Source organism: Pantoea sp. PSNIH1, assembly GCF_007680655.1.
In the GTDB taxonomy this organism is placed as follows: domain Bacteria; phylum Pseudomonadota; class Gammaproteobacteria; order Enterobacterales; family Enterobacteriaceae; genus Pantoea; species Pantoea eucrina.
Map to the genome: position 1 here is coordinate 17334 of NZ_VEIP01000003.1, position 25678 is coordinate 43011.

Annotated in this window: 24 protein-coding genes; 14 read left to right on the plus strand and 10 right to left on the minus strand. The window is 57.6% G+C overall.

Annotation, left to right across the window (positions count from 1 at the left end):
* Both rlmB and FS690_RS09720 read left to right on the plus strand, forming a co-directional pair.
* Positions 1-735 carry a 23S rRNA (guanosine(2251)-2'-O)-methyltransferase RlmB gene (gene rlmB, locus FS690_RS09715; protein WP_039380618.1) on the plus strand — a complete coding sequence of 245 codons (735 nt, stop codon included), beginning with the start codon at positions 1-3 and terminating at the stop codon, positions 733-735.
* A 135-nt stretch (positions 736-870) separates the two neighbouring features.
* Complete coding sequence (locus FS690_RS09720) at positions 871-2499, plus strand: isovaleryl-CoA dehydrogenase (protein WP_145339508.1); 1629 nt, start codon at positions 871-873, stop codon at positions 2497-2499.
* On the opposite strand, the gene bsmA is transcribed toward FS690_RS09720, so the two are convergent.
* Together bsmA and FS690_RS09730 are read right to left on the minus strand one after the other, a co-directional pair.
* Positions 2476-2799: a biofilm peroxide resistance protein BsmA gene (bsmA, locus tag FS690_RS09725; RefSeq protein ID WP_071669176.1), complete on the minus strand. Its 324-nt coding sequence runs from the start codon at positions 2797-2799 to the stop codon at positions 2476-2478. The two genes, FS690_RS09720 and bsmA, sit on opposite strands and share 24 nt — an antisense overlap.
* 57 nt (positions 2800-2856) lie before the next feature.
* Entirely contained in the window at positions 2857-4788 is a 1932-nt protein-coding gene (locus FS690_RS09730) for a methyl-accepting chemotaxis protein (RefSeq protein WP_145339510.1), read from the minus strand.
* Positions 4789-4938: 150 nt separating this feature from the next.
* On the opposite strand from FS690_RS09730, the gene yjfP reads away from it, so the two are divergent.
* Positions 4939-5688: an esterase gene (gene yjfP, locus FS690_RS09735; protein ID WP_145339512.1), complete on the plus strand. Its 750-nt coding sequence runs from the start codon at positions 4939-4941 to the stop codon at positions 5686-5688.
* 19 nt (positions 5689-5707) lie between these two features.
* On the opposite strand, the gene FS690_RS09740 is transcribed toward yjfP, so the two are convergent.
* Complete coding sequence (locus FS690_RS09740; RefSeq protein ID WP_039380605.1) at positions 5708-5911, minus strand: hypothetical protein; 204 nt, start codon at positions 5909-5911, stop codon at positions 5708-5710.
* 382 nt (positions 5912-6293) lie between these two features.
* Here FS690_RS09740 and rpsF point away from each other — a divergent pair, with 382 nt between their 5' ends.
* Genes rpsF through rplI form a run of 4 tightly spaced genes read left to right on the plus strand, consistent with a single transcriptional unit; the run spans position 6294 to position 7734 of the window.
* Positions 6294-6689, plus strand: a complete 396-nt coding sequence (rpsF, locus tag FS690_RS09745; protein ID WP_039380603.1) for a 30S ribosomal protein S6 — start codon at positions 6294-6296, stop codon at positions 6687-6689.
* 6 nt (positions 6690-6695) lie between these two features.
* Positions 6696-7013 (plus strand): primosomal replication protein N, encoded by a 318-nt coding sequence (gene priB, locus FS690_RS09750; protein ID WP_071669179.1) that lies wholly within the window; start codon positions 6696-6698, stop codon positions 7011-7013.
* Positions 7014-7017: 4 nt separating this feature from the next.
* On the plus strand, positions 7018-7245 hold the full coding sequence (rpsR, locus tag FS690_RS09755) for a 30S ribosomal protein S18 (RefSeq protein ID WP_000135199.1): 228 nt from the start codon (positions 7018-7020) through the stop codon (positions 7243-7245).
* 39 nt (positions 7246-7284) lie between these two features.
* Positions 7285-7734: a 50S ribosomal protein L9 gene (gene rplI, locus FS690_RS09760; RefSeq protein ID WP_065648101.1), complete on the plus strand. Its 450-nt coding sequence runs from the start codon at positions 7285-7287 to the stop codon at positions 7732-7734.
* A 56-nt stretch (positions 7735-7790) separates the two neighbouring features.
* On the opposite strand, the gene FS690_RS09765 is transcribed toward rplI, so the two are convergent.
* Positions 7791-8456 carry an OapA family protein gene (locus FS690_RS09765; RefSeq protein WP_158249868.1) on the minus strand — a complete coding sequence of 222 codons (666 nt, stop codon included), beginning with the start codon at positions 8454-8456 and terminating at the stop codon, positions 7791-7793.
* A 185-nt stretch (positions 8457-8641) separates the two neighbouring features.
* Between FS690_RS09765 and fklB the strand changes: the two genes are divergently transcribed.
* Positions 8642-9262: an FKBP-type peptidyl-prolyl cis-trans isomerase gene (gene fklB, locus FS690_RS09770; RefSeq protein ID WP_104085384.1), complete on the plus strand. Its 621-nt coding sequence runs from the start codon at positions 8642-8644 to the stop codon at positions 9260-9262.
* A 478-nt stretch (positions 9263-9740) separates the two neighbouring features.
* Here fklB and FS690_RS09775 read toward each other — a convergent pair whose 3' ends face one another.
* A complete protein-coding gene (locus FS690_RS09775; RefSeq protein WP_370512304.1) occupies positions 9741-11672 on the minus strand; it encodes a bifunctional 2',3'-cyclic-nucleotide 2'-phosphodiesterase/3'-nucleotidase in 1932 nt (643 codons plus the stop codon).
* 294 nt (positions 11673-11966) lie between these two features.
* Between FS690_RS09775 and cysQ the strand changes: the two genes are divergently transcribed.
* Positions 11967-12713 carry a 3'(2'),5'-bisphosphate nucleotidase CysQ gene (cysQ, locus tag FS690_RS09780; protein ID WP_145339515.1) on the plus strand — a complete coding sequence of 249 codons (747 nt, stop codon included), beginning with the start codon at positions 11967-11969 and terminating at the stop codon, positions 12711-12713.
* Positions 12714-12742: 29 nt separating this feature from the next.
* Here cysQ and FS690_RS09785 read toward each other — a convergent pair whose 3' ends face one another.
* A complete protein-coding gene (locus FS690_RS09785; RefSeq protein ID WP_039380588.1) occupies positions 12743-13300 on the minus strand; it encodes a YtfJ family protein in 558 nt (185 codons plus the stop codon).
* A 311-nt stretch (positions 13301-13611) separates the two neighbouring features.
* Here FS690_RS09785 and FS690_RS09790 point away from each other — a divergent pair, with 311 nt between their 5' ends.
* The gene (locus tag FS690_RS09790; protein ID WP_039380586.1) at positions 13612-13818 is read left to right on the plus strand and encodes a DUF1107 domain-containing protein; all 207 of its coding nucleotides are present in this window, start codon (positions 13612-13614) and stop codon (positions 13816-13818) included.
* A gap of 98 nt (positions 13819-13916) precedes the next feature.
* Here FS690_RS09790 and FS690_RS09795 read toward each other — a convergent pair whose 3' ends face one another.
* A complete protein-coding gene (locus FS690_RS09795) occupies positions 13917-15254 on the minus strand; it encodes a hemolysin family protein (RefSeq protein ID WP_039380584.1) in 1338 nt (445 codons plus the stop codon).
* Positions 15255-15705: 451 nt separating this feature from the next.
* On the opposite strand from FS690_RS09795, the gene FS690_RS09800 reads away from it, so the two are divergent.
* Genes FS690_RS09800 through FS690_RS09810 form a run of 3 tightly spaced genes read left to right on the plus strand, consistent with a single transcriptional unit; the run spans position 15706 to position 21568 of the window.
* Positions 15706-17445, plus strand: a complete 1740-nt coding sequence (locus FS690_RS09800; protein ID WP_039380582.1) for an autotransporter assembly complex family protein — start codon at positions 15706-15708, stop codon at positions 17443-17445.
* The gene (locus FS690_RS09805) at positions 17442-21212 is read left to right on the plus strand and encodes a translocation/assembly module TamB domain-containing protein (RefSeq protein WP_145339517.1); all 3771 of its coding nucleotides are present in this window, start codon (positions 17442-17444) and stop codon (positions 21210-21212) included. Before FS690_RS09800 ends, FS690_RS09805 begins: the two co-directional genes overlap by 4 nt.
* Before the next feature lie 2 nt (positions 21213-21214).
* Complete coding sequence (locus FS690_RS09810) at positions 21215-21568, plus strand: gamma-glutamylcyclotransferase (protein WP_039380578.1); 354 nt, start codon at positions 21215-21217, stop codon at positions 21566-21568.
* Between the two features lie 72 nt (positions 21569-21640).
* Here the strand turns inward: FS690_RS09810 and ppa are convergent, their stop codons facing one another.
* Positions 21641-22171 carry an inorganic diphosphatase gene (ppa, locus tag FS690_RS09815; RefSeq protein WP_039380576.1) on the minus strand — a complete coding sequence of 177 codons (531 nt, stop codon included), beginning with the start codon at positions 22169-22171 and terminating at the stop codon, positions 21641-21643.
* A gap of 101 nt (positions 22172-22272) precedes the next feature.
* Positions 22273-22722, minus strand: coding sequence for a DUF441 domain-containing protein (locus tag FS690_RS09820; RefSeq protein ID WP_039380575.1), 450 nt, complete (start codon positions 22720-22722; stop codon positions 22273-22275).
* A 260-nt stretch (positions 22723-22982) separates the two neighbouring features.
* Here FS690_RS09820 and FS690_RS09825 point away from each other — a divergent pair, with 260 nt between their 5' ends.
* Positions 22983-24542 carry a methyl-accepting chemotaxis protein gene (locus FS690_RS09825; RefSeq protein ID WP_039385652.1) on the plus strand — a complete coding sequence of 520 codons (1560 nt, stop codon included), beginning with the start codon at positions 22983-22985 and terminating at the stop codon, positions 24540-24542.
* Positions 24543-24597: 55 nt separating this feature from the next.
* Here FS690_RS09825 and fbp read toward each other — a convergent pair whose 3' ends face one another.
* A complete protein-coding gene (fbp, locus tag FS690_RS09830) occupies positions 24598-25605 on the minus strand; it encodes a class 1 fructose-bisphosphatase (protein WP_039380574.1) in 1008 nt (335 codons plus the stop codon).
* Positions 25606-25678 lie beyond the last annotated feature (73 nt).

Below are 25678 nucleotides of genomic sequence, written 5' to 3' on the forward strand. Positions count from 1 at the left end.
ATGAGCGAAATAGTTTTTGGCATTCATGCCGTGCAGGCGCTGCTGGAGCGCGACCCCCAGCGTTTTCAGGAAGTTTTCATTCTCAAAGGGCGCGACGATCGCCGCCTGCAGCCGCTGATTGCCGCACTGGAAGCTCAGGGTATTGTGATCCAGCTGGCTAACCGCCAGTGGCTCGATGCACAGGTAGAGGGCGGCGTGCATCAGGGCATCGTGGCGCGTATCAAACCGGGTAAAAATTACCAGGAGGGCGATCTGCCCGATCTGCTGCAGTCGCTGGAGAAACCGTTTCTGCTGATCCTCGACGGCGTAACCGATCCACACAACCTGGGTGCCTGCCTGCGCAGTGCTGACGCGGCGGGTGTTCATGCGGTCATCGTGCCGAAAGATCGTGCTGCACCGCTTAACGCCACGGCAAAAAAAGTCGCCAGCGGCGCTGCGGAAAACGTTCCGCTCATTCGCGTCACTAACCTGGCGCGCACTATGCGACTGCTGCAGGAATACAACATCTGGATCGTTGGCACTGCCGGTGAGGCGGATCATACGGTTTATCAGAGCAAAATGACCGGTCCGCTGGCGCTGGTGATGGGGGCGGAGGGCGAAGGTATGCGCCGCCTGACGCGCGAACACTGCGATGAGCTGATCAGCATTCCGATGGCAGGCAGCGTCTCTTCGCTGAACGTCTCGGTGGCGACCGGCGTCTGCCTGTTTGAGGCCGTGCGCCAGCGCCAGGCGTGATCGGCACCGCAAAATATCAACAAGCGCTTTCCCCTCCTGTACGGCTCTCCTGAATAATTCAGACAGAGCAGGCTGCCAGACGGTTACTCTGCCTGGCAGCCTCGTCGCTATGATGCGTTATCATCAGGAGGCGCTATGTTTCATACCACTCACCACGTATTCAATCAGCCTCATCCTCTCTGCAACAGTAATCTGTTTACCCGCGACAGCGCTCTGTGCGATGCCGTGGTGCGCGAAGGCGCGGCCTGGGACCAGGCGTGGCTGGCGTCGGTTGGTCTGCAGCTTGGCAGCGCGGAATCGCTGGAGCTGGGACGGCTGGCCAATAGTGAACCGCCGGTACTGCAGCGCTATGACGCGCGCGGCGAGCGCATCGACGAGGTGCGGTTTCATCCCGCCTGGCATCTGCTGATGCAGGGCGTCTGTGCCAGCCGCTTACATAATCTCAGCTGGCAGCCTGATGCCCCGGCTCATGCCATGGTAGCGCGTGCGGCGCGCTTTATTCTGCATGCCCAGGCGGAAGCGGGTTCCCTCTGTCCGGTCACCATGACGCACGCCGCGCTTCCTCTGCTGCAGGCGCATCTGCCCGCAGCCTATGCTGACTGGCGCGCAGGCCTGCTGAGCGACCGCTACGATGCCCATCACCTGCCAGGCGGTCAGAAGCGCGGGCTGCTGATTGGCATGGGGATGACTGAAAAGCAGGGCGGTACTGACGTGCTGACTAACACCACGCGCGCTGAACCACTCGGTGTGCGTGCGCCGGGCGAGCCGTGGCGCATTACCGGTCATAAATGGTTTTTCTCTGTGCCGCAAAGCGATGCGCATCTGATCCTGGCCCATACCTCACGCGGCCTGAGCTGTTTTTTTCTGCCGCGACTGCTGCCTGACGGCACGCGCAATGCGCTGCGCATCGAGCAGCTCAAGGAGAAGCTGGGCAACCGCTCCAATGCCAGCGCTGAAGTGGAGTTTCAGGATGCCACTGGCTGGCTGATGGGCGAAGAGGGTGAAGGCGTGCGGCTGCTGTTACGCATGGGCGGCATGACGCGCTTCGACTGCGCGCTCGGCAGCCACGGTCTGATGCGCCGTGCGCTGTCGGTGGCGCTGCATCATGCACAGCAGCGACAGGTCATGGGCAAATCGCTCAGCGAGCAGCCGCTGATGCGCCTCCAGCTGGCACGACAGGCGCTGCAGCTTGAGGCGCAGACTGCGCTGTTGCTGCGGCTCGCCCGGGCGTGGTCAGCGCCAGCCAGCGAGACGGAGCGGCTCTATGCCCGGCTCTTTACACCGGTAGCGAAGTTTGCCATCTGCCGGGCCGGTATGCCGTTTGTCGCGGAGAGCATGGAGGTGCTGGGCGGTATCGGCTACTGCGAACAGAGCGAACTGCCGCGGCTGTATCGCGAGATGCCGGTTAACAGCATCTGGGAGGGATCGGGCAATGTCATGTGTCTGGATATTCTGCGCGTACTGCAGCGCTATCCTGCATGCCATGCGCTGCTGCAGCAGGAGTTTGAGGCGGTGAGGGGCGCTAATCGTCATGTTGATCGCAGCTGGCGTCAGCTGCGTCTGCAGCTGCGTCATCCGCATGAAGCGCAGGCGCGTGACCTGGCGCAGGAGCTGTTCTGGCTGGCGAGTGCGGCGATACTGCTGAAAGTCGCAGAACCGCCGCTGGCCGATGCGTGGTGTGCGCTTGCGCTCGACGGGCGCGGCGCACGTGGCCCGGATGAGACGCTGGCCGCGCGTCTGCTACTGCGCGCCGGCGCTGCCTGAAGGCGCGCCGTAGAGGATCGCGGTGGCGTACCACAGGCCGGGAAAGGAGGTATCATCCAGCATTATAATCTGATAATAGACAGCCCCAGCCTGGCTGGCGCGTGCGGCAATCGCGCGCTGGACATCATCCGGTGAACCGCGCGTCGATGCGCTGATATTGCCCAGCTTCGGCAGTCCGGCGCTCTGCGCACGCGAAATCTCCTGGGGCTGTGAGGCGGGCGGCGGCGGCGCCTGCGGGGTCGACTGCAGCGTTGAACATCCACACAGCACCAGACTCAGCAGCAGTAACAGACGGGACATAACGACTCCGGAAGTGCAGGGAAGATAGCTAAAGTGTAAGCCATCTTCCCGCAATCATCAGCTGTTGAGCCTGAACAGGCTGACCAGCGCCGTAAGATGATGCCCTTTCTCGCTCAGATGCCGGGCGGTGCTCTCAGACTGCATAACCATATCGCTGCTCTGATGTGTCGCCTGACCAATATGGTTCATCGCCAGGTTAACCTGACCGATACCCGCCGCCTGCTCCTGTGCCGCGATATTGATCTCATCCATCAGCGTTTTGACCTGCTCAAAATGCGTCACAATGTGGCTCATATTATCGCGCGTCTGCTCAGAGAGCGCATGGCCCGCCGCAACCCGCTCAATGGATCGGGCGATCAGCGTATCGATCTCTTTTGCTGCGCTGGCGCTGCGTTGCGCCAGCGCCCGCACTTCGGCGGCGACCACGGCAAAGCCGCGCCCTTGTTCGCCGGCGCGCGCGGCTTCTACGGCCGCGTTCAGGGCCAGGATATTGGTCTGGAATGCTATTGACTCAATCACATGGGTAATATCGGCAATACTCTGCGACGCAACCCTGATCTCCGCCATGGTTTCCGCTGAGCGGGCGACAGTGGCCCCACCCTGACTGACGGTACCGGCAGCTTCGCTCATCAATGCCATCGCCTGACGTACGTTAGCCGCGGTCTGCGCCACCGTGGCGCCAAACTGCTCCATGCTGGCGGAAGTCTCTTCCACGCTGCTCGCCTGACGGCTAATCTGCTCGCTGATGGTCGCGCTGCCAGCCGCAATCGTATCGGTGCCGTCACTGATCTCCTGAGCGGCGCCCCGCACCTGGCGCACCACTTTTTCCAGCCCGTCGCCAATGCCGTTGATGGCAGCCACCAGCTGGCCCACCTCATCGCGTCGCGCTGAGTTAAGATGCGCCTGCAGGTTACCCGCCGCATACTCTTCGGCCAGATGGATCACCTGCTGCAACGGGCGTGTAAGGGCATGACGACAGTAAAAAACAAAGCCGGCAGCAAACAGCAGCACCAGCGCCAGGCCGATAGCCATAAACAGGTTGCGACTCTGCGTAACCGGCGCCAGCAACGCGGCACGGCTGACCTCACCGGCAATAACCCAGTCCCAGCCCGGCAGCTGCTGCCACGCCAGCAGCCGGGTTTCACCGGCGTCCTCAAAGCTGAGCAGCCCGGCGGGCTGTGTAAGCAGCCGCTGCTGTACCGCCTGACTCCAGCGCGGCTGCTGACCCTCAGCGTGGCGGTCAAACAGGTAGGTGCCCTGTTTACTGCCCGGCGTACCATTCAGCACAAAGAAACTGCCGCTGTCACCAAGATGGCGCGCCAGCACTTTGTCGCGTATCAGCGCATACTGTGTATCGATTTTTACGCCGACAAATAAAATCGCAATGACGCTGCCGCTTTCATCACGTACCGGCTCATACTGGGTGATATAGCGATGCCCGAACAGCGTAGCCAGCCCGCGCCATGTGGTGCCTTGCTGTACGCTGCGCCAGGCGGCGCTGCTGCGATCCAGGCGGGTGCCAATGGCGCGGCTGCCATCCTCTTTTTTCAGTGACGTCGCGATACGCACGTAGTCATCACCGTCGCGGACAAAGATGGTCGTCACCGCGCCGGTACGCTCAAAAAAGTCATCCACGGCAAGCTGATCGAGATTAAGCGTTTTCAGACCGGCACGCAGCACTGGCGTGCTCAGTTCACCTGTCTGAACGCGGGTGCTCTCGTCACGGCTGAAACGTTTAGGTAAAAAGCTCTGGAATAATCTGGTGTAGTTTGCCACCTCTTCGGAGAGCGTAGCGTTAAACAGCGTGGCCATTTCACTGATGCCCTGTACCTGATTGGTCATATCGTCGGTTGCCAGCTGCTCCAGCTGACGGGCGGCGTTATGGCTCAGGGTAAATGTCAGGACAAACAGTACGACGGCGACGCTGAAAGACGTCAATACAGACAGCCTGACGCCAAGGCTCAGGGCGCTGAGAGAAAGACGCTTCATAAAATACCTGTTATTTAGAATGGGGGAGAACGATCAACGGCAAAAACCGGCAAAGGTTTAGGGTGAAAAAGCAGCGACGTTAATCTGCTAACGCGCCGGCAGAGAACAGGTACACTCGGTATCAGATGCACGCTATTCAGGAGCGCTACCGTGATTGAACTGACAACAGAGACTCTGGCAGGAATCGAGTGTATTCATGCCGCACCCGCCGGTCAGCGGCAGACTCCGCTGCCCGCCATTCTCTTTTACCATGGCTTTACCTCATCAAAAGAGGTTTACAGCTACTTTGCTGTGGCGCTGGCGCAGGCAGGATTTCGCGTCATCATGCCCGATGCAGAGATGCACGGGGCGCGTTATCAGGGCGACAGCGCACTGCGTATGACGCGTTTCTGGGAGATTTTGCGCCAGAATATTGATGAGCTGCCGCAGCTGAAGAGCGCGCTGCGTGACAACCGCTGGATCGCCGGCGAACGTTTTGCGGTGGCGGGGGCCTCAATGGGCGGGATGACGGCGCTGGGAGCCATGGCGCGCTACCCGCACATTCGGAGTGTTGGCTGTCTGATGGGATCGGGCTATTTCCGGCAGCTCAGCGAGCAGCTCTTCCCGCCGCTGGTACCGAAAACCGCTGAGCAGCAGCAGCTGCTTGCCGCGCGCCTGGCGCCGCTGAGCGCTTACGATCCCGCCACAAATCTGGCCCGGCTTGCCAGCCGGCCGCTGCTGCTCTGGCATGGCGAAGCGGATGAGGTGGTGCCCTTCGCTGAGACGCAGCGCCTTGCAGAGGCGCTGCGCGCCACACAGCAGGATGGTCAGCTTACGTTCCTGTCTGAGCCGCAGATCGGGCATAAAATCACGCCCGCCGCGCTCACCGCGCTGGTGGCATTTTTTACGCGTTCCCTCTGAGCAGCCGCCAGCGGGGACTTCAGCGCTGCCCGGACAGTCGATCGGCGGGGCGCTGCGCAGCGGTAAACGGGTTATCAGCCGGCGCATCCAGCCTGTTAACATAGATATAGCCTGAAGCCGCTTTACTGCTGCTTCTCATCTGCTGCGCAGAGTCAGTAACGCTGGCAATGGCGGGGGAAGAGAGAAAGAGACTCAGTAAAGTGGCGACAATGACAGCTTTCATAATCGACTCCTCACCTGTGATACTTCATCAATCGCGCACGCGGTGCATTGTTCAGGGCGCTTTTATAGAGTTTAGTTTTTAACCAGCGCAGCGCCAGAGCGGCTTTTTGAACGCGTACTTCAATGTTTTTGAAAAAACGCGCGTAACAGGCTGAAGTTGCACGCTTAGCACAAAAAGGCGCGCTGTCTGGCACGCCTGTGCAAAACAGGCGAAATGTGCGCTTGTGTTTAGCCCCTGAGGCCAGTATGATTACGCGTCAATTTTTCAGCTGCATTCAGAGGTGTGTGTCATTTAACGATGATATGCAACCTATAACGTTCCTTGCTTCCATGGGCCGCAGCTGACCCTGACAGGAGGCTGAATAATCCGTAAGGAGCTATCGATGCGTCATTACGAAATCGTATTTATGGTCCATCCTGACCAGAGCGAACAGGTTCCGGGCATGATCGAGCGTTACACTGGTGCTATCACTGGTGCACAGGGCACGATCCACCGTCTGGAAGACTGGGGCCGCCGTCAGCTGGCTTACCCGATCAACAAACTGCACAAAGCTCACTATGTTCTGCTGAACGTAGAAGCGCCGCAGGAAGTGATCGACGAGCTGGAAACTAACTTCCGCTTCAACGACGCCGTTATCCGCAGCATGGTTATGCGCGTTAAGCACGCGGTAACTGAAGCTTCTCCGATGGTTAAAGCGAAAGACGAGCGTCGTGAGCGCCGCGAAGATTTCGCTAACGAATCGGCAGAAGAGTCAGATGCTGGGGATTCTGAAGAGTAATTCCCGATGACGGCAAATCAGCTGCGTCTGTCTGGCACTGTGTGCAGGACGCCAGTTCGAAACGTCAGTCCGTCAGGGATCCCACACTGCCAGTTCATGCTTGAGCATCGTTCTGTGCAGGAGGAGGCCGGGTTTCACCGGCAAGCCTGGTGTCAGATGCCGGTGATTATCAGCGGCAGCGCCCATCAGGCGATTACTCAACATATAACGGTCGGCACGCAACTCACGCTCACAGGTTTTATTAGCTGCCATCAGGCACGCAATGGCCAGAGCAAACTTGTGTTACATGCCGAGCAGATTGAATTGATAGATTCTGGAGACTAGCCAAATGGCACGTTATTTCCGTCGTCGCAAGTTCTGCCGTTTCACCGCGGAAGGCGTTCAAGAGATCGATTATAAAGATATCGCAACGCTGAAAAACTACATCACTGAAAGCGGCAAGATTGTTCCAAGCCGTATCACCGGTACTCGTGCTAAATACCAGCGTCAGCTGGCTCGTGCTATCAAGCGCGCGCGTTACCTGTCTCTGCTGCCGTACACTGATCGTCATCAGTAATCGGCAACTGTCCATTAACGACTTTAAGAGGATAAGGTAATGCAAGTTATTCTGCTTGATAAAGTAGCAAACCTGGGCAGCCTGGGTGACCAGGTTAACGTTAAAGCGGGCTACGCTCGTAACTTCCTGGTACCACAGGGCAAAGCTGTTCCTGCTACCAAGAAAAACGTTGAGTTCTTTGAAACTCGTCGTGCTGAACTGGAAGCCAAACTGGCTGACGTTCTGGCAGCTGCCAACGCACGTGCTGAGAAAATCAGCGGCCTGGGCACCGTTACCATCGCGTCTAAAGCAGGCGACGAAGGTAAACTGTTCGGTTCTATCGGTACCCGCGACATCGCTGATGCAGTTTCTGCAGCAGGTGTTGAGGTGTCTAAGAGCGAAGTTCGCCTGCCGAACGGCGTTCTGCGCACCACCGGTGAGCATGAAGTTGACTTCCAGGTTCATAGCGAAGTTTTCGCTAAACTGGTTGTGAATGTAGTTGCTGCATAATTTTATGCAGTAATGCGAAAACGCCGGCCCTGTGCCGGCGTTTTTGTTTCCGGCGCTTACTGAGCGCGGATAAAGGTGCCGTCGGGCTGACGGGTAAACAGCACCGGACCGTTACTGCCGTCAACGGTAAGACCGGTCACCACGCCATCGCCATTCTGCCGAATCTTCACCTGCTGACCGCTCTGCAGCGAGCTCAGCGGCGAGCCTTCTCCCTCTACGCGCGCCATCGCAAACACATCATTAACCGGCAGATTATTGTCCCGGAACAGCTGCGCCAGCGTCTGGCCCGAGGCTACGCTGTAGCTGCGCCAGGTGCCCTGCGCATCAATAGCCGGCTGGCCGTTTTGCGGCGCAGAAGCGCTATCCTGATTACCAGAAAGCTCCGCCTGCATTGGTACCTCTTTCGGCTGACTCTCAACCGAACGTTCAACCGGATATTTGCCGTTGCTGGTCGGCCAGAGAAACGCCAGCAGCACGATTATCAGGGCAATAACGATGCCGCGGCGATGAAGCGGCGGCAGGGGATCCATCCAGCGTACATCATCCAGCAGGTGCCAGACGCGCTGCAGGGCAGCAGGCATGCGGGACGGGGTATCTGTGGCCATAGGTGAATCCTCCTCGCCAGCGGTTTTATGCATTCTGGCTGGCAGCCAGCGTTGCAGCCAGGGTAACAGCGTTCGCGTGGTGCGCGTCCGGCGACGTCGCGGGGCAATCTGGCCCATGTTATCTCTCTTGTTTTACAGTATGGGCAATGACAGCAGGAAGTGCCCGCCAGCATTGAAAAATTTGACCTGCGTATTGTTTCTGTTTCGTCGCCAAATGTCATCACGCACCGCGTGAGATTTTACGCCAGCCGCGTGCGCTGCTATGCTGCCGGTTCAATTTTATCCGGGATTAAGGAATCAAGATGACGACCCCTTCATTTGACAGCGTCGAATCACAAGCAAGTTACGGTATCGGTTTACAGGTTGGTCAGCAGCTGCAGGAGTCTGGACTGCAGGGTCTGCAGCCTGAAGCACTGCTGGCAGGTCTGCGCGACGCGCTGGAAGGGAACTCACCGGCGGTTCCGGTTGATGTGGTACACCGTGCGCTGCGCGAAGTACACGAGCGTGCAGAAGGCGTGCGCCGCGAGCGCACCGAAGCGATGGCCGCACAGGGTCAGCAGTTCCTGGAGCAGAATGCCCAGCGTGAAGGCGTAAGCACGACGGAGACAGGTCTGCAGTTTAGCGTGATCAAACAGGGCGATGGTCCGATTCCGTCACGTCAGGATCGCGTACGCGTGCACTACACCGGTAAGCTTATCGACGGCAGCGTGTTCGACAGCTCCGTTGCCCGCGGTGAGCCAGCAGAGTTTCCGGTTACCGGCGTTATCGCTGGCTGGATCGAAGCATTAACGCTGATGCCGGTTGGCTCAAAATGGGAGCTGACTATCCCGCACAACCTCGCCTACGGTGAGCGTGGTGCCGGCGCCTCAATCCCGCCATTCAGCACCCTGATTTTTGAAGTTGAGCTGCTGGAAATCCTGTAATAGCTTCGCCGCCAGGGGCGTATAAATGCGCCCCCTACGGGTTGGCCGATGTAGGGGCGCCATTAATGGCGCCCTTGTTGCGTGTGGGGATCGAATGTAGGGGCGCCATTAATGGCGCCCTGGTTGCGTACGGGGATTGAAACCTGGGGCGCATAAATGCGCCCCCTACAGGCGGGTCAATGTAGGGGCGCTATTAATGGCGCCCTGGTTACGTGCGGGACTGAAACCAGGGGCGCATTTATACGCCCCCTACGGTCGGGTCGGTGTAGGAGCGCCATTAATGGCGCCCTGGTTGCGTACGGGGATTGAAACCTGGGGCGCATTAATGCGCCCCCTACGGGTAGGCCGGTGTAGGGGCGCCATTAATGGCGCCCTGGTTGCGTACGGGGATTGAAACCTGGGGCGCATAAATGCGCCCCCTACAGGCGGGTCGGTGTAGGGGCGCCATTAATGGCGCCCTGGTGACGGGCGGGCGGGGTCAGGGGTGCTGCAGGTTGACCTGCCAGATAGCAAAGCCCGTCTCGTCTGTGCCCACCGGCTTCATCGGATAGTCGGCATACTGGTTTATAAACTGCGTTGCTTTACTGCCCGGCGCCGTTTCAAAGCGAATATCCAGCGGCGTCTGGCTCTTTATGGGCGCTAAACGCCAGTTATGATCTGCCTGCGGCTGCACGGCGCCCTGTTGCTTACTCTGGCTGCTGATATAGGCTGCCACCACGGCGCGATTCTCATCCGGTGAGGCAAAGGCGACAAACGGTTCGCCGGTACCGGCAAACTTACCGCCCCAGGCGCGATAATTATTGGTCGCCACAAGGAAGGTTGCCGCGGGATCAACCGGCTTACCCTGCCACGTAAGCTGGCGGATGCGTGACGCATTTTGATTAATCAGGGCACATTCGCTGTCGTAGCGGGCGGGCTGCGTCACATCAATCTGATAATTCACGCCATCTATTACGTCAAAATTGTAAGTGCGAAAATCCCAGTTAATCAGCGACTGCGGCTTGCTGCTGTGTGGGTCAATCTGATTAAACTGCCCGGCTGAGCACTCCAGCCACTCCTTAACCTGAGCGCCGCTCACTTTCATTACAACCAGCGTATTGGGATAGAGATACAGATCGGCGGCGTTACGAAACGTCAGCTCTCCTTTCTCAACCTCCACATAGCTTGCGGGATCGTTTTTGCGGCCGCCCACCTTAAACGGAGCTGCTGCCGACAGCACCGGCAGGCGTCCCAGATCGGGATCGCCCTGAATAAAGCGTTCGGTATAGGCACGCTGCGCGTTATTCACAATCTGCACGGTGGGATCGTCCTGCACCAGCGCCAGATAGCTGTACATCACATCTGCTGCTTTGCCGATCGGTTTAGCGACAAACTCGCGCGTGGCGCGATGATCGTCTGCCAGTACCGCAACCAGTGCGGGATCTTCTGCCACCAGCGATCGCTTCGCCGCTGCGTCATAAATCGGCCGGGCAGCGGCGGTTCCCTGCGTCACCTGCCACGGCCCGCGATCGTTGCTCAGCACCAGATCGACCACGCCAAGATGATCGCCCCACATCCCCGGCATCACCGCGGGTATGCCGTTCAGCGTCCCCTGAGCAATATCAGCGCCTTTGATCGCAGCAAACTCTTTTGAGGGGAATACCGCATGCGCATGACCGAACATGATTGCGTTAATGCCCGGCACCTGGCTCAGATACCACACCGAGTTTTCCGCCATCGCATGATAGGGCTCGCTGCTCAGGCCGGAGTGGGGAATCGCAACAATAACGTCAGCCCCTTTTGCACGCATTTCCGGTACATAACGCTTTGCTGTTTCAGTAATGTCCTCAACCCGTACTTTGCCCTGCAGATTATTACGGTCCCATACCATAATCTGCGGAGGCACAAAGCCGATATAGCCAATCTTAAGCGTGTGCTGAGCGCCGCTGCGATCGGTTACCAGGGTCTCTTTAATCAGATAGGGCGTAAACAGCGGCTTACCGCTGGCTTCATCAATGATATTGGCATTCACATAGGGAAAGCGTGCACCTGCCAGCGCGCGCTGCAGATAAGGAAGGCCGTAGTTGAACTCGTGGTTACCCAGATTACCGACCGTATAATCCAGCGTGTTCAGCGCCTTATAAACCGGATGCACTTCGCCTGGCTGCAGCCCCTTTGCCGCCATATAATCGCCAAGCGGGCTGCCCTGAATGATATCGCCATTATCGACCAGCACGCTGTTTTTGCGCCCGGCGCGCGCCTGCTGAATCAGCGTGGCGGTACGCACCAGACCGAACTTCTCCGTGGATTTATCTTTGTAATAATCAAAATCCATCATATTGCTGTGCAGATCGGTGGTTTCCAGAATACGCAGATCCACAGTCGCAGCCTGAGCGGTAGCGGCTGCCAGACACAGCGCCAGTAACGACATGTTCACTCTGAACACGGCTCTCTCCTTGTTTACCAAATAGGCCTCTCAAAATAATGTAAAACCATGACAAATTATCAGTTCAATTTGTGATAGATATCGGGGTTTTGCTTTTTTTCCGCGACCGCAGGCGATTCAGCAATGCGCCATAGTTACCCTTTGCAATCTATGGTATTGATATTACGATCTATTATTGAACACGATGCCGGGCAACAGACAGGCGGGGCTTTACCTGCCAGACTCTGAAGAGCAGCAGTCCGGGTCGGAACGTGCATTTCTGCGAAAATGAGGTGAAGCATGTTAGAGAAAATTTGCCAGCTGGCGCGTGACGCAGGCGATGCAATTATGCAGGTCTATGACGGCGAACAGCCGATGGACGTGACCCGTAAAGCGGATGATTCACCCGTTACCGCGGCGGATCTGGCCGCCCATGATGTGATCATACAGGGCTTAAAAGCGATCGCGCCCGATCTGCCGGTCCTGTCTGAAGAGGATCCGCCAGCCTGGGCAATCCGCCAGCAGTGGCAGCGCTACTGGCTGGTCGATCCGCTGGATGGCACCAAAGAGTTTATCAAGCGTAACGGCGAATTTACCGTCAACATTGCCCTGATCGATCAGGGTAAGCCGGTGATGGGCGTCGTTTATGCGCCGGCGCTGGGCGTGCTCTATTCAGCGGCAGAGGGTAAAGCGTGGAAAGAGGAGGCGGGGCAGACTACCCGCATTCACGTGCTGGATGCGCGGCCACCGCTGGTCGTCGTCAGCCGCTCGCACGCTGACAACGATCCGGAGCTGAAGGAGTACCTGACGCAGCTGGGCGAACACCAGACCACGGCTATCGGTTCATCGCTGAAGTTCTGCCTGGTGGCCGAAGGTAAAGCGCAGCTCTATCCGCGCTTCGGGCCTACCAATATCTGGGATACCGGTGCAGGCCATGCGGTTGCGCTGGCGGCGGGGGCCCATGTGCATGACTGGCAGGGGCGTACGCTTGACTATACGCCGCGCGAATCCTTCCTGAATCCCGGTTTCCGCGTTTCTCTGTTTTAATGCATCGGGAGGCGTACACCTCCCGTTATTTACGGCTGCAGCAGCGAGTGAAGCAGCGTCATCACCTCTTTAACTTCATCCTGCGTCAGCGCTCCCTCTTTCGCAAAACGGATATGTGCCGTTTTATCCAGCACCACTACGGTCGACTCCCCTTTTCCCAGCTGCCAGGCTTTTCGCGCGCTGCCGTTGCTGTCGATAATGAACTGCGACCAGGGGAACTGCGCTTTGTTACTTTCAATGCTATTGCGCACAAACATGCCGGTCCCCGGAATGGCGTCATCGGTATCGACCAGCGTGGTGGTCTGATAGCGATCGTGCGGTAGCTGGGCTGCTTTGATCGCCTCAATCAGCGCCGCGTTTTGCTCTTTAGCTGAGATGCGTCCGGCGAGATGCAGGATCACCCGTACTTTGCCGCTAAGCTGAGCGCTGTTCCACGGCTGATAGCTGAACTTATCCTGCTGATACATCAGCTCGCCCCGATCGGCAACACCCACCGGCGGCACGCGTTCGCCGGTTTTAAAAGCGTGTGCTGCTGCCAGGCCAGGCAATAGCAGGGCGATCGCAAGCAGGGGAAGGGCCAGACGCATAGAGTGCTCCTTAGTGATCAGACCAGTTGGTCATATTTTTGTCATGGTAAGCGCGGATGATGCGCCTGTCGCGAAAACCTGGCAGCTTTGCAACCTGCGCCACAAATCTGTAACCAACAAAGGTTTATACTGGATTTTGTGAGCTGAATGACAGAGTTGTCTGTAATGATGTGTCAATTCAGTAAAAAATTCATGTTTCCGGAACCCGGATCAAAAATCCTGTTCTATATTTAGGCCTCATTTGCGCTTCATGAGTTCGTACCCATTTGGCAACGGCGAAGCGTATTACATCTGTTCAGGAGTTAAACAGCATGAAGATCTTCCAGCGATATAATCCGCTGCAAATTGCGAAATATGTGAAAACGCTATTTAAAGGAAGGTTGTATATCAAGGATGTTGGCGCGTTTGAGTTTGATAAAGGCAAAGTGATTTTGCCGCGCGTTAAAGATAAACAGCACCTCAGCGTAATGTCAGAAATCAATCGTCAGGTGCTGCGACTGCAGGCTGAGTATAACTAAGCGTTAAAATCAGGCAGTAAAAAGGGCGCCGCTGGCGCCCTTGATGTTTCTGCTGTTTCTGTTTTAGCGCTGTGGCTTCACGGCCATGCGCTTATCGATCAGGAGAGCGATGGATTTTCATCATCACTGGTTTTCACGCTGAGCGCCGGCGGGCGTTCATCAATACGCGTCACCAGCAGCTGATCGATACGGTAACTATCGATATCCACCACCTCAAACTTATAGCCGGAGAACTTCACGAAGTCGGTGCGCTTCGGGATTTTGCGCAGCATATACATCATAAAGCCGCCGATGGTCTCATAGTTGCCGGACTGCGGAAATTCATCAATATCCAGCACGCGCATAACATCATCAATCGGGGTGCCCCCTTCGACCAGCCAGGAGTTTTCATCGCGCGCGACAATCTGTTCTTCCAGCCCCTGACCCACCAGGTCGCCCATCAGCGTGGTCATTACGTCATTCAGCGTGATGATACCTACCACCAGCGCATACTCATTCATGATCACGGCAAAGTCTTCGCCGGCGGTTTTAAAACTCTCCAGCGCTTCCGACAGCGTCAGCGTATCCGGCACAATCAGCGCCGAGCGGATCTGGACGCCGCTGTTAAGCGCCATGCTCTGATTACCCAGTACGCGCAGCAGCAGCTCTTTAGAGTCAACGTAGCCGACGATATGATCGATATCGCCGTCGCACACCAGGAACTTTGAGTGCGGGTGCTGGGCGATTTTGGTTTTCAGGCTCAGCTCATCTTCACGCAGATCGAACCAGACGATGTTCTCGCGCGAGGTCATGGAAGAGGGAACGGTGCGCGACTCCAGCTCAAACACATTCTCAATCAGCTCATGCTCCTGCTTGCGCAGCACGCCGGCCAGCGCACCCGCCTCTACCACCGCATAGATATCGTCAGAGGTAATATCATCTTTGCGTACCATCGGCAGCTTAAAGAGACGGAAAAAGACGTTGGCGAGGCCGTTGAACAGCCAGACCAGGGGCCGCATGACCAGCAGGCAAAAGCGCATCGGATTGATGATACGCAGCGCGACGGCTTCCGGGGCGATCATGCCGACGCGCTTGGGCGTCAGGTCAGCAAACAGAATGAACAGGCTGGTTACGATGGTAAAGGAGCAGATAAAGCTGAGCTTTTCCGCCAGCTCAGGCTCCACAAAGCGGTTGAACAGGCTGCTGAAAGCGGGGGAGAACGCTGCGTCACCAACGATACCGCCCAGAATCGCGACCGCGTTCAGGCCGATCTGCACCACGGTAAAAAACATGCCGGGCTGTTCCTGCATCTTCAGCACGCGCTGCGCGTTGATATTGCCTTCATCAGCCAGCAGTTTAAGTTTGATCTTGCGGGCGGCCGCCAGCGAGATCTCCGAAAGAGAAAAAAAGGAACTGATGACAATCAGTAAAAGTATGACAAGCAGGCTATCTAGCATAAAAGATCCGTTGAGTTAATCACTTGTCATTTTTGGCCTGGGCAGCGCGAAGAGGGGTACGTCCGGTACACACCAGTCTGACAGGGCTATCCGTGCCAAAAATGTCTGCGCCAGTTCGACAATAGAAAGTAACGTCGGGGCAGAATTGAATGCAGGCAGGGCCTGCTGGTCGGTGATTATAGCAGCAGCGCCTGTCATGCCGCCAGAGGCACGATCGGTGACACCAGATTTATCCGACAGCAGCGCAGCGGCGCACAGAAGCACGGCATCCCGGTTGTATCACCGCGATCAATTACCGACAATAGCGATCAATTTGGCTTAGTCGTGGGTTTAACGTAGCCGCTTGCCCTAAAAGATGGCTATGCTGATGGGTAAATGGGGGAAGTGAAACCCTGCCTGACTGATTAACGCCCCTGCGGAAGGGGGGCAGGCATTGATAACAGGAGTACGCGTGCCGCGATTTCATGCTTATTGTTTGGCCAGCCTGCTGCTTGCTGCGCCTGCCGTTGAGGCAGCGAAAGTGCGACTGCAGGTAGAAGGTCTTACCGGGGATTTAGAAAAAAATGTCAGGGCGCGCCTGTCCACTATTGGCAGCGATGAAGTCTCCAGTGACGGGCGCTTTCAGGCGCGCGTCTCAAATGCCATTAAAGAGGGACTGCGCGCGCTCGGCTACTATGAACCGCAGATTGACTTTGAATCGCGTCCACCCCCGCCACAGGGTGGTCGTCCGGTTCTGATTGCCCATGTGACAGCCGGCGAACCGGTAAAAATCGGCGGCAGCACCATTGTGATCGAGGGTGAAGCGAAAGAGGATCCGGACTACCGGGCGTGGGTAAAGCAGGGCAGACCAAAAGTGGGCTCGCAGCTGAACCACGGCACCTACGATAAATTCAAAAGCGGTTTCTCTAACCTGGCGCTGCGTAACGGCTATTTTGATGGTGATTTCAAAAAGAGCCAGCTCGGCGTCTCCGCAGAGCGGCGGCTGGCTTTCTGGGATATCGATTACGACAGCGGCCCGCGCTACCGCTTTGGCGACGTCAGCTTTGAAGGCTCGCAGATAGATGAAGCTTACCTCCATAATCTGGTGCCGTTTAAGAAAGGCGATCCCTACAGTTCACGCGAGCTGGCTGAGCTGAATCGCCGCCTTTCCGCCACCGGCTGGTTTAACTCTGTCGTGGTGGCCCCGGAGTTTGATAAAGGGCGTAAAACCAAAGTGCTGCCGCTCAGCGCTGCACTTTCGCCGCGCGTGGAAAATACCATCGAAACCGGCGTAGGCTACTCCACTGACGTCGGCCCGCGCCTGAAAGGCACCTGGCGAAAACCCTGGGTTAACGATCGCGGCCACAGTCTTGCGGCCAGCGCCTATGTCTCCGCGCCGGAGCAGCAGCTCGATCTCAGCTACAAAGTGCCGCTGCTGAAAAGCCCGCTGGAGCAGTACTACACCTTTTCCGGCGGCCTGAAGCGTACCGATCTCAACGATACGAAATCGGATACCACAACGCTGGCGATGTCGCGTAACTGGGACAGCAGCTCCGGCTGGCAGAAAGCGGTTAACCTGCGCTGGAGTCTCGATCACTTTACCCAGGGTAACGTAACTAATACCACCATGCTGCTCTATCCGGGCCTGAGCCTGAACCGCACGCGGTCGCGCGGCGGGCTGATGCCCACGTGGGGCGATTCACAGCGCTATTCGGTCGACGTTTCTGATACCACCTGGGGTTCCGATGTCGACTTCCTGATCCTGCAGGCGCAGAACGTCTGGATCCGTACGCTGGCGGATAAACATCGCTTTGTGGCACGCGGTAACCTGGGCTGGATTGAAACCAATAATTTTGAAAAAGTGCCGCCCGACCTGCGTTTCTTTGCCGGCGGGGATCGCAGCATCCGCGGCTATAAATATAAAAATATCTCGCCGCGCGACGAAGAGGGCAAGCTGACCGGTGCCTCGAAACTGGCAACCGGATCGCTGGAGTATCAGTACAACGTCTCCGGCAAGTGGTGGGGCGCAGTATTTATCGACTCCGGGGAAGCGGTTAATGATATTAAGCAGAGCAACTTCAAGACGGGTGCAGGCGTAGGCGTGCGCTGGTCTTCTCCGGTCGGGCCCATTAAGTTTGATATCGCCCGGCCCGTTGGCGATGACAAGGAGCATGGATTGCAATTTTATGTCGGACTGGGGCCGGAACTATGAAGCTGTGGAAAAAGGTCCTGATTGGCCTGATTATTTTTCTGGTCGTTCTGCTGGGCAGCGTGGCGCTGCTGGTTGGCACGACGCCGGGTCTGCATCTGCTGCTGAAAGGGGCTGACCGCTGGGTGCCGGGTCTCTCAATCGGCAAGGTTGAGGGCGGCTGGCGCAATCTGACGCTGAATAATGTGAAATATGAGATGCCGGGCGTCAGCGTGGATGCCGGGCGCTTTCATCTCGCGCTGGATCTCAACTGCCTGCTGCACTCCTCGGTCTGCGTCAACGCACTCGCGCTGCAGGATGTCAGTGTGGTGGTCGACAGCAAAAAAATGACGCCGGCCAGCGAGCCGCCACCACCGGAGGAGTCGGGCAGTACTAATCTCAGCACGCCTTACCCGATCGCGCTGCGGAATGTCGCGCTGCACAATATCAACGTTAAAGTTGATGATACGGCGATTTCACTGCTCGATTTCAGCACCGGTCTGCAGTGGCAGGATCGGGCGCTAACGCTCTATCCTACCCGTATCCAGAGCCTGCTGATTGCGCTGCCAAAAGCGGCTCAGGTGGCGAATGAAGAGATTGTTCAGCCGAAAGTTCAGCAGCCGCAGCCGGACGAAAAACCGCTGGGCGAAACGCTGCAGGCGCTGTTTGCCAAACCGCTGCTGCCGGAGCTGCCTGACTTCCGTCTGCCGCTGGATATCACCGTCCAGTCGCTGCTCGGCGAGCAGCTGCGCATTACCGGGGATACGGATCTCACTCTCTCGCGCCTGCTGGTAAAAGCCAAAACGGCAGATACGCATCTGCAGCTGGAGACGTTTGATATCGATTCACCCCAGGGCCAGGTGAGCGCCCGCGGTGACGCGCAGCTGGCGGGCAACTGGCCGGTTAACTTCACGCTGAACGGCGCGCTGAATATCGATCCGGTAAAAGGCGAAAAAGTGAAGCTGACGCTGGGCGGTGAAATGCGCGACGAGCTGCAGCTGGGGCTGAACCTCTCCGGACCGGTGCGCGCGCAGCTTGCGGCGACGGCACAGCCTGCCGTCGCTGAACTGCCGCTGTCGCTGACGCTGACCAGCCCGCAGCTGCGCTGGCCGCTGACCGGACCGGTGCAGTACCAGGCAGATAATTTCGACTATCAGTTCAAAGGCAAAGCCACCGACTATGTGATGTCGCTGCGTACGGCGGTAAAAGGCGAGGCGATCCCACCGGCAACGATTACGCTCGATGGCAACGGCAACGAGCAGCAGTTTACGCTGGATAAACTGCGCGTCGCCGCGCTGCAGGGCAACATCGATCTCTCGGCGCTGGTGGACTGGCGCAAAGCGATTAGCTGGCGCAGCGAGCTGACACTGGCCGGTATCAATACGGCGAAGCAGTATTCTGACTGGCCTGCGAAGCTGGATGGCAAAATTACCACGCGCGGCAGCCTTTACGGCGGCAGCTGGCAGCTGCGCGTACCGCAGCTGGAGCTTAACGGTAACGTGAAGCAGAATGCCGTACGCGCGCAAGGTTCCCTGAGCGGTAATAGCTACAACCAGTGGAAAATTCCGGGCCTGAATGTGGCGCTGGGACGTAACTATCTGGATGTAAAAGGCGAACTGGGCGATACGCTGAATCTGGATGCGATTGTGGATGCACCGCGTCTCGACAACGCGCTGCCGGGCCTTGGCGGCGTCGTCAAAGGGGCTATTAACGCGCGCGGCACGCTGCAGGCGCCGCAGCTGCTGGCCGATCTTACCGCTACCGGCCTGCGCTGGCAGCAGCTGCTGATCCGCCGCGCCACGCTGCAGAGCGACATCAAGTCGGGTGAGCAGGTGGCCGGCAAGCTGCAGCTGCGCGTGGAACAGCTGCAGCAGGAGGCGCTGAAAATCAACCTGCTGACGCTGAACGCCGACGGCAGCGAGAAGCAGCATCAGCTGAAACTCAATGTTCAGGGTGAGCCGGTTTCAGGTCAGCTGGCGCTGAACGGCAGCTTTGATCGTCAGGCTGGCCGCTGGCAGGGGTCGCTGAATAATACCCGCTTTGATACGCCGGTCGGTGAGTGGCGCCTGACGCGCGCCATGGCGATTGACTATCTCAACAGCAAGCAGAGCGCAACCATTGGCCCGCACTGCTGGCAGAACCCCAATGCACAGCTCTGCGTACCGGAACCGATTGAGGCGGGCGCGAGCGGCCGGGCGCACGTTGTGCTGAATCGCTTTGATCTGGCGATGGTGAAGCCGTTTCTGACCGATGCCACCCGGCTTAGCGGTCTGTTCAGCGGGGATGTGCGCGTTAACTGGAGCGCGGACGGCGCGCTGCCAACCGGCACCGTGGCGCTGAAAGGCAGTGGCGTAAAAGTCGTGCAGGATGTGCAGGGTAATGCGCTGCCGATAGCGTTCGATACGCTGAACCTCAACGCGGCACTGCGTGACGGACGCGCGCAGCTCGACTGGCTGATCCGTATTGCTAACAATGGCCAGCTTAACGGCAACGTGCAGATCAACGATCCGCAGAACCGGCGACAGCTCTCCGGCAACATCGGCATCAGCAACATCTCCCTGGCAATGCTGAATCCGGCGCTGTCGCAGGGCGAGAAAGTGCAGGGCAGGCTCAACAGCAATCTGCGGCTGGGCGGGACGCTGCAGCGTCCGCAGGTGTTTGGCCAGCTCGGCCTGAGCGATGTCAACGCCCAGGCAAGCTTTATGCCGGTGACGCTGACGTCGGCTAACCTGAACATGGTATTCAACGGCATGAGCTCTACGCTGAATGGTCTGATTCAGACGCAGCAGGGCAGCCTGAATCTGGGCGGAAATGCTGACTGGAGCCAGCTCGATAACTGGCGTGCGCGTGTCACGGCGCAGGGCAGCCGCATTCGCGTTACCGTGCCGCCGATGGTGCGCATGGATGTCTCGCCGGATCTGGTTTTTGAGGCGACGCCTGCCGCGTTCAGCCTGGACGGTAAAGTGGATGTGCCGTGGGCGCGTATCACCGTACAGGAGGTGCCGGCGAGCGCTACCGGCGTCTCATCGGATGAAGTGATGCTGGATGAGAACCTCAAACCTATAGCGCCAAAAACGGCTGCCATCCCGATTAACAGTAATCTGGTGATCCACGTCGGCAATGATGTGCGCCTCTCCGCGTTTGGCCTGAAAGCGCGCCTCAGCGGCGACCTGAAGCTGGTACAGGATAAAACCGGACTCGGCCTTAACGGGCAGATCAATATTCCGTCAGGCCGTTTCCACGCCTATGGGCAGGATCTGATCGTCCGCAAAGGTGAGCTGCAGTTTGCCGGCCCGCCGGATCAGCCGTATGTTAATCTGGAAGCGATCCGCAACCCGGATGCCACTGAAGATGATGTCACGGCGGGTCTGCGCGTGACCGGTCTGGCGGATGAGCCGAAAGTGGAAGTATTCTCCGATCCGGCCATGTCGCAGCAGGAAGCGCTCTCTTACCTGTTACGCGGTCAGGGACTGAACAGCGACGGTGACAGTAATGCATTAACCTCCGCGCTGGTGGGGCTGGGGGTTGCACAAAGTGGGCAGGTTGTGGGTAAAATCGGTGAGACGTTTGGCGTCAGTAATCTTGCGCTTGATACCACAGGCGTAGGTGACAGCCAGCAGGTTCAGGTCAGCGGCTATGTGCTGCCGGGGCTGCAGGTGAAATATGGCGTAGGTATCTTTGACTCACTGGCGACGCTGACTCTGCGTTATCGCCTGATGCCAAAACTCTATTTGGAAGCTGTGTCTGGTCTCGATCAGGCGCTGGATTTGCTCTATCAGTTTGAGTTCTAGCAATGCGAATAATTGTCTACGGCAGTTTACGGCGCAAGCAGGGAAATAGTCACTGGATGACCAATGCGCAGTGGCTCGGCGAGCACCAGATTAAGGGGTTTGACCTCTATAATCTGGGGCTTTACCCGGGTGTGGTGGAGGGCGAAGGAACCGTCCTGGGTGAGGTATACCGCATTGATGCCAGCACGCTTGGTGAGCTGGATGCCCTGCGCTGCAAGAACGGCGAGTATAAGCGTCAGCTTATTCAGACGCCTTACGGCAGCGCCTGGCTGTACGTCTACCAGCGCTCAGTCGCGGGGCGACCGCACATTGCCAGCGGCGACTGGCTGCAACGCGATGACGCTGCAGATGCATAAATAAAAACACCGCCGTAAAGGCGGTGTTTTTTTATCGGTAACGCGCATCTCAGCCGGTCTGCCCGGCAAAGATTATTTCTGCTGCGCGCGCTCGAAAGAGGTGATGATTTCAGCTTTGGCCGCTTCTGCGTTATCCCAGCCGTCAACCTTCACCCACTTGCCTTTTTCCAGATCTTTGTAGTGCTCAAAGAAGTGGGTGATCTGCGCTTTCAGCAGCTCTGGCAGGTCGTTCACATCTTTGATGTGATCGTACTCTTTGCTCAGTTTGGTATGCGGCACCGCCACCAGTTTGGCATCTTCGCCAGACTCATCGGTCATCTTCAGAACGCCAACCGGACGGCAGCGGATCACTGAACCCGGCACCAGCGGATAAGGGGTTGGCACCAGCACGTCAACCGGGTCACCATCCAGTGACAGCGTGTTGTTGATGTAGCCGTAGTTGCACGGATAGAACATGGCGGTAGACATAAAGCGGTCTACAAACAGGGCGCCAGACTCTTTATCCACTTCATATTTGATCGGATCGGCATTCGCCGGGATCTCAATAATTACATAGATATCTTCTGGCAGATCTTTACCTGCAGGCACCTGGTTCAGACTCATCTGGCTTTCCTTCATTAGTCGTATGTTGAGTGACGGCTATTATAGCCAACTGACTCTGAAAGTATGCCCCCTTTTTGGCGTTTCGGAATGCTCCAAGCCCGCTACTTCGCCGTCACAAATAGCGAGACAATGCCCGCCGCAATCAGCGGCCCTACCGGCACGCCGCGAAAGAACGCCACGCCAATCACGGTACCAATCAGCAGCCCGGCAACCACCGATGGCTGAATGCTCATAAAGCTGACGCCGCGCCCGCCGAGCCACGCAACAAATACGCCAACCAGAATTGCCACGATGGACTGCCAGCTGGCAAATGATTTCAGCAGGGCGCTCACCGGCAGGGTGCCGCTCGCCAGCGGTGCCATGACGGCGACGGTCAGAATAATAATTCCCATCTGAATACCCTGTTTCTCCACGTAAGGGAAAAACTGCGCCAGCGGCGTGAGCTTGATGGCCAGCAGGATCAGAATCGAAATCGTCACAGCGCTGTTATGAACAAAATAACTCAGTATGGCGAGACAGATAAGGATCAGCGTTGAGGCGTAGGGGGCCATGATTTCTCCATAAATAATCAGCAGGCTGACAATGAGCCGTGCAACGGTTTGTCTGCTGTCCTTTATCAACCATCAGAAAAAATGGCGCAACCGGCTTATGCATAATTATCTCTGCTGCAGTAAAGAAAATTCACAGCATGAGCGATCATCATTCGCCCGATCGTCAGGCACCGGTAAAGTTTCCGCACGTCACAGCCGATAATTTCTTCGTTTAGGGTCACTGGATTCTCCCTTTTTTACCGCATACGGGAATTATCATGATTGCTCAGCTCTCGCTTCGCACTGCCTTACTTTCGCTGCTTATCTGCATGACGCTGCTGCTGCTGGCCGTCAGCGGCATGGGCATTTACGCCATCAATGCCGGTAATCAGTCGCTTAACGCCATCAATCGTATTCAGGGAATTGAACTGAATAGCCTTTATCAGAGCAACGCCGACCTGATGCGCGCACGCGCCAGCGCCGCGCTGGCGGTGCGCAAAATTGAGATTGGTCTGCTGGATGAGGGGACCGCCGTCACGAAGCAGGCCGCCGCGGACGTCGCCAGCTCGCAGCGGCATCTGCAGGCGTTTATCGACGCCGGCACCGTAACGGCTCACGGCAAAACGCTGGCGGAGGCGATCGCCGCCGCCTATAAAGCGTATCAGCAGGGTGCAGTTGCGCCGATGATGGCCGCGCTGGAAAAGCAGTATACCGATGAATATTACCAGGTACTGGAGGGCAATGTATCGCAGCTTGCGGCCCGCTATGCCGGTGCGGTTAACGCATTCAGCCTTTACGCCGATGAGGTCTCTGCCGCACGGCTGGCGCAGGCGGCGCACAATGAGTGGCAGATGAAAATCCTGATCGGCATTGCGGTGGCGCTCACCCTGCTGCTGACCGGCCTGGCCTGGCTGCTGCTGCGTCAGGCGCTGCTGCGTCCGCTGGAGAGCGCCGTCCGGCATCTTGAGCAGGTGGCGGCAGGCGATCTGTCGCAGCCGCTGCCAGCTGCCGGTCACAATGAGATTGGCCGTCTGAATCAGGCGCTGGCCGTTATGCAGCGCGCGCTGCGCCACTCTGTGAGTCAGGTGCGCGAAGCCAGCCTGCAGATCGATACCGGCAGCCGCGAGCTGGCGGCCGGTACGGTGCATCTCTCACAGCGTACCGAGGAGTCTGCCGCATCACTGGAGCAGACTGCTGCCAGCATGGAACAGCTCACCGCCACCGTGCGGCTCAACGCCGTTAATGCGCAGCAGGCAAATCAGCTCGCCAGCAGCGTCTCTGACACCGCCGGCCGCGGTGCCGAAGTGGTCTGCTACGTCATGGAGAAGATGCAGGAGATCACGCAGAGTTCCAACCGCATCGCGGATATCCTTAGCGTGATTGACGGTATTGCCTTTCAGACTAATATTCTGGCGCTTAACGCCTCGGTAGAAGCGGCGCGCGCTGGCGAGCAGGGCCGGGGCTTTGCCGTAGTGGCGAATGAAGTACGCACGCTGGCAGGACGCAGCGCCAGCGCGGCGAAAGAGATCCGGACATTGATCAGCGAGTCGCAGACGCGGGTTAAAGAGGGCAGTGAAATGGCGACGCGCGCGGGGGCGACCATGGATGAGATCGCCGGTGAAGTGATGCGCGTAACGACGCTGATGAAAGAGATCTCCGGTGCATCTGACGAGCAGAGTCGCGGTATTGAGCAGGTCAATATGGCGGTGACGCAGATGGATGAAGCGGCGCAGCAGAACGCGGCGCTGGTGGAGCAGGCGGGAGCCGCCACCCGGCTGCTGGAAGCGCAGTCGCAGCAGCTGCAGGCCTCAATGGCGCAGTTCCGCATCGCCGCGGCGTAAGCGCAAACCATAAAAAACCCGCTCAGCGGCGGGTTTTTTTACTGTCCGGCACGGCTCAGGCGCCGTGGTTATCCGGATATTCGCGGATAAAGCGCTCAACATCATCGACCATCGCTTCGTTACCACAGAAGAACGGGCAGCGCTGGTGCAGCGTTTCAGGCTGCAGGTCAAGAATACGGTTTTTACCGTCGCTGGCTTTACCGCCCGCCTGCTCGGCGAGAAACGCCATCGGGTTGCACTCATACAGCAGGCGCAGCTTGCCGTTGGGATGGCTGGCGGTGCTTGGGTAGAGGTAGATGCCGCCTTTCAGCAGGTTACGGTGGAAGTCTGCCACCAGCGAACCGATATAGCGCGAGGTATAAGGACGATGCGTGTCGATATCCTCTTCCTGGCAAAACTTCAGGTATTTCTTCACGCCCTGCGGGAAGCGAATGTAGTTACCTTCGTTAATGGAATAGGTGTAGCCCTTTGCCGGATAGGTCATGCGCTCGTGGCTCAGGCAGAAAACGCCGAGCGACGGATCATAGGTAAAGGCGTGCACGCCGACGCCGGTGGTATAGACCATCATGGTTGAGGAGCCATACACCACATAACCTGCGGCCACCTGCTGATTCCCCGGCTGCATAAAGTCCGCTTCCGTGATCGGCGTACCGGGTTCACTGATGCGGTGATAGATAGAGAAAATGGTTCCGACAGAAACGTTTACGTCAATGTTGGATGAGCCATCCAGCGGATCCATCAGCACCACATATTTGCCATCTTCCGAGCCTTCAAAGATAACAAACTCATCCTCTTCTTCAGAGGCGATGCCGGCAACCACACCACGCGCTTTCAGGGCAGCTTTCAGTTTTTCATTCGCGAAGAGGTCCAGCTTCATCTGCTGTTCGCCCTGCACGTTTTCCACGCCGCTGGCACCCAGAATATCCACCAGACCCGCTTTATTAATATCGCGGTGAATGATTTTAGCGCCCAGCTTAATGGAGGAAATCAGCGCCGTCAGTTCACCTGTGGCGTGAGGAAAGTCGTGTTGCTTCTCGACGATGAATTCGCCTAACGTTTTCATAACACATTCCCTGAATCTACGATGGAGTGGCAGCAGCTGTAACAAACTGCCAACGTATGCGTACGCAGTTTAG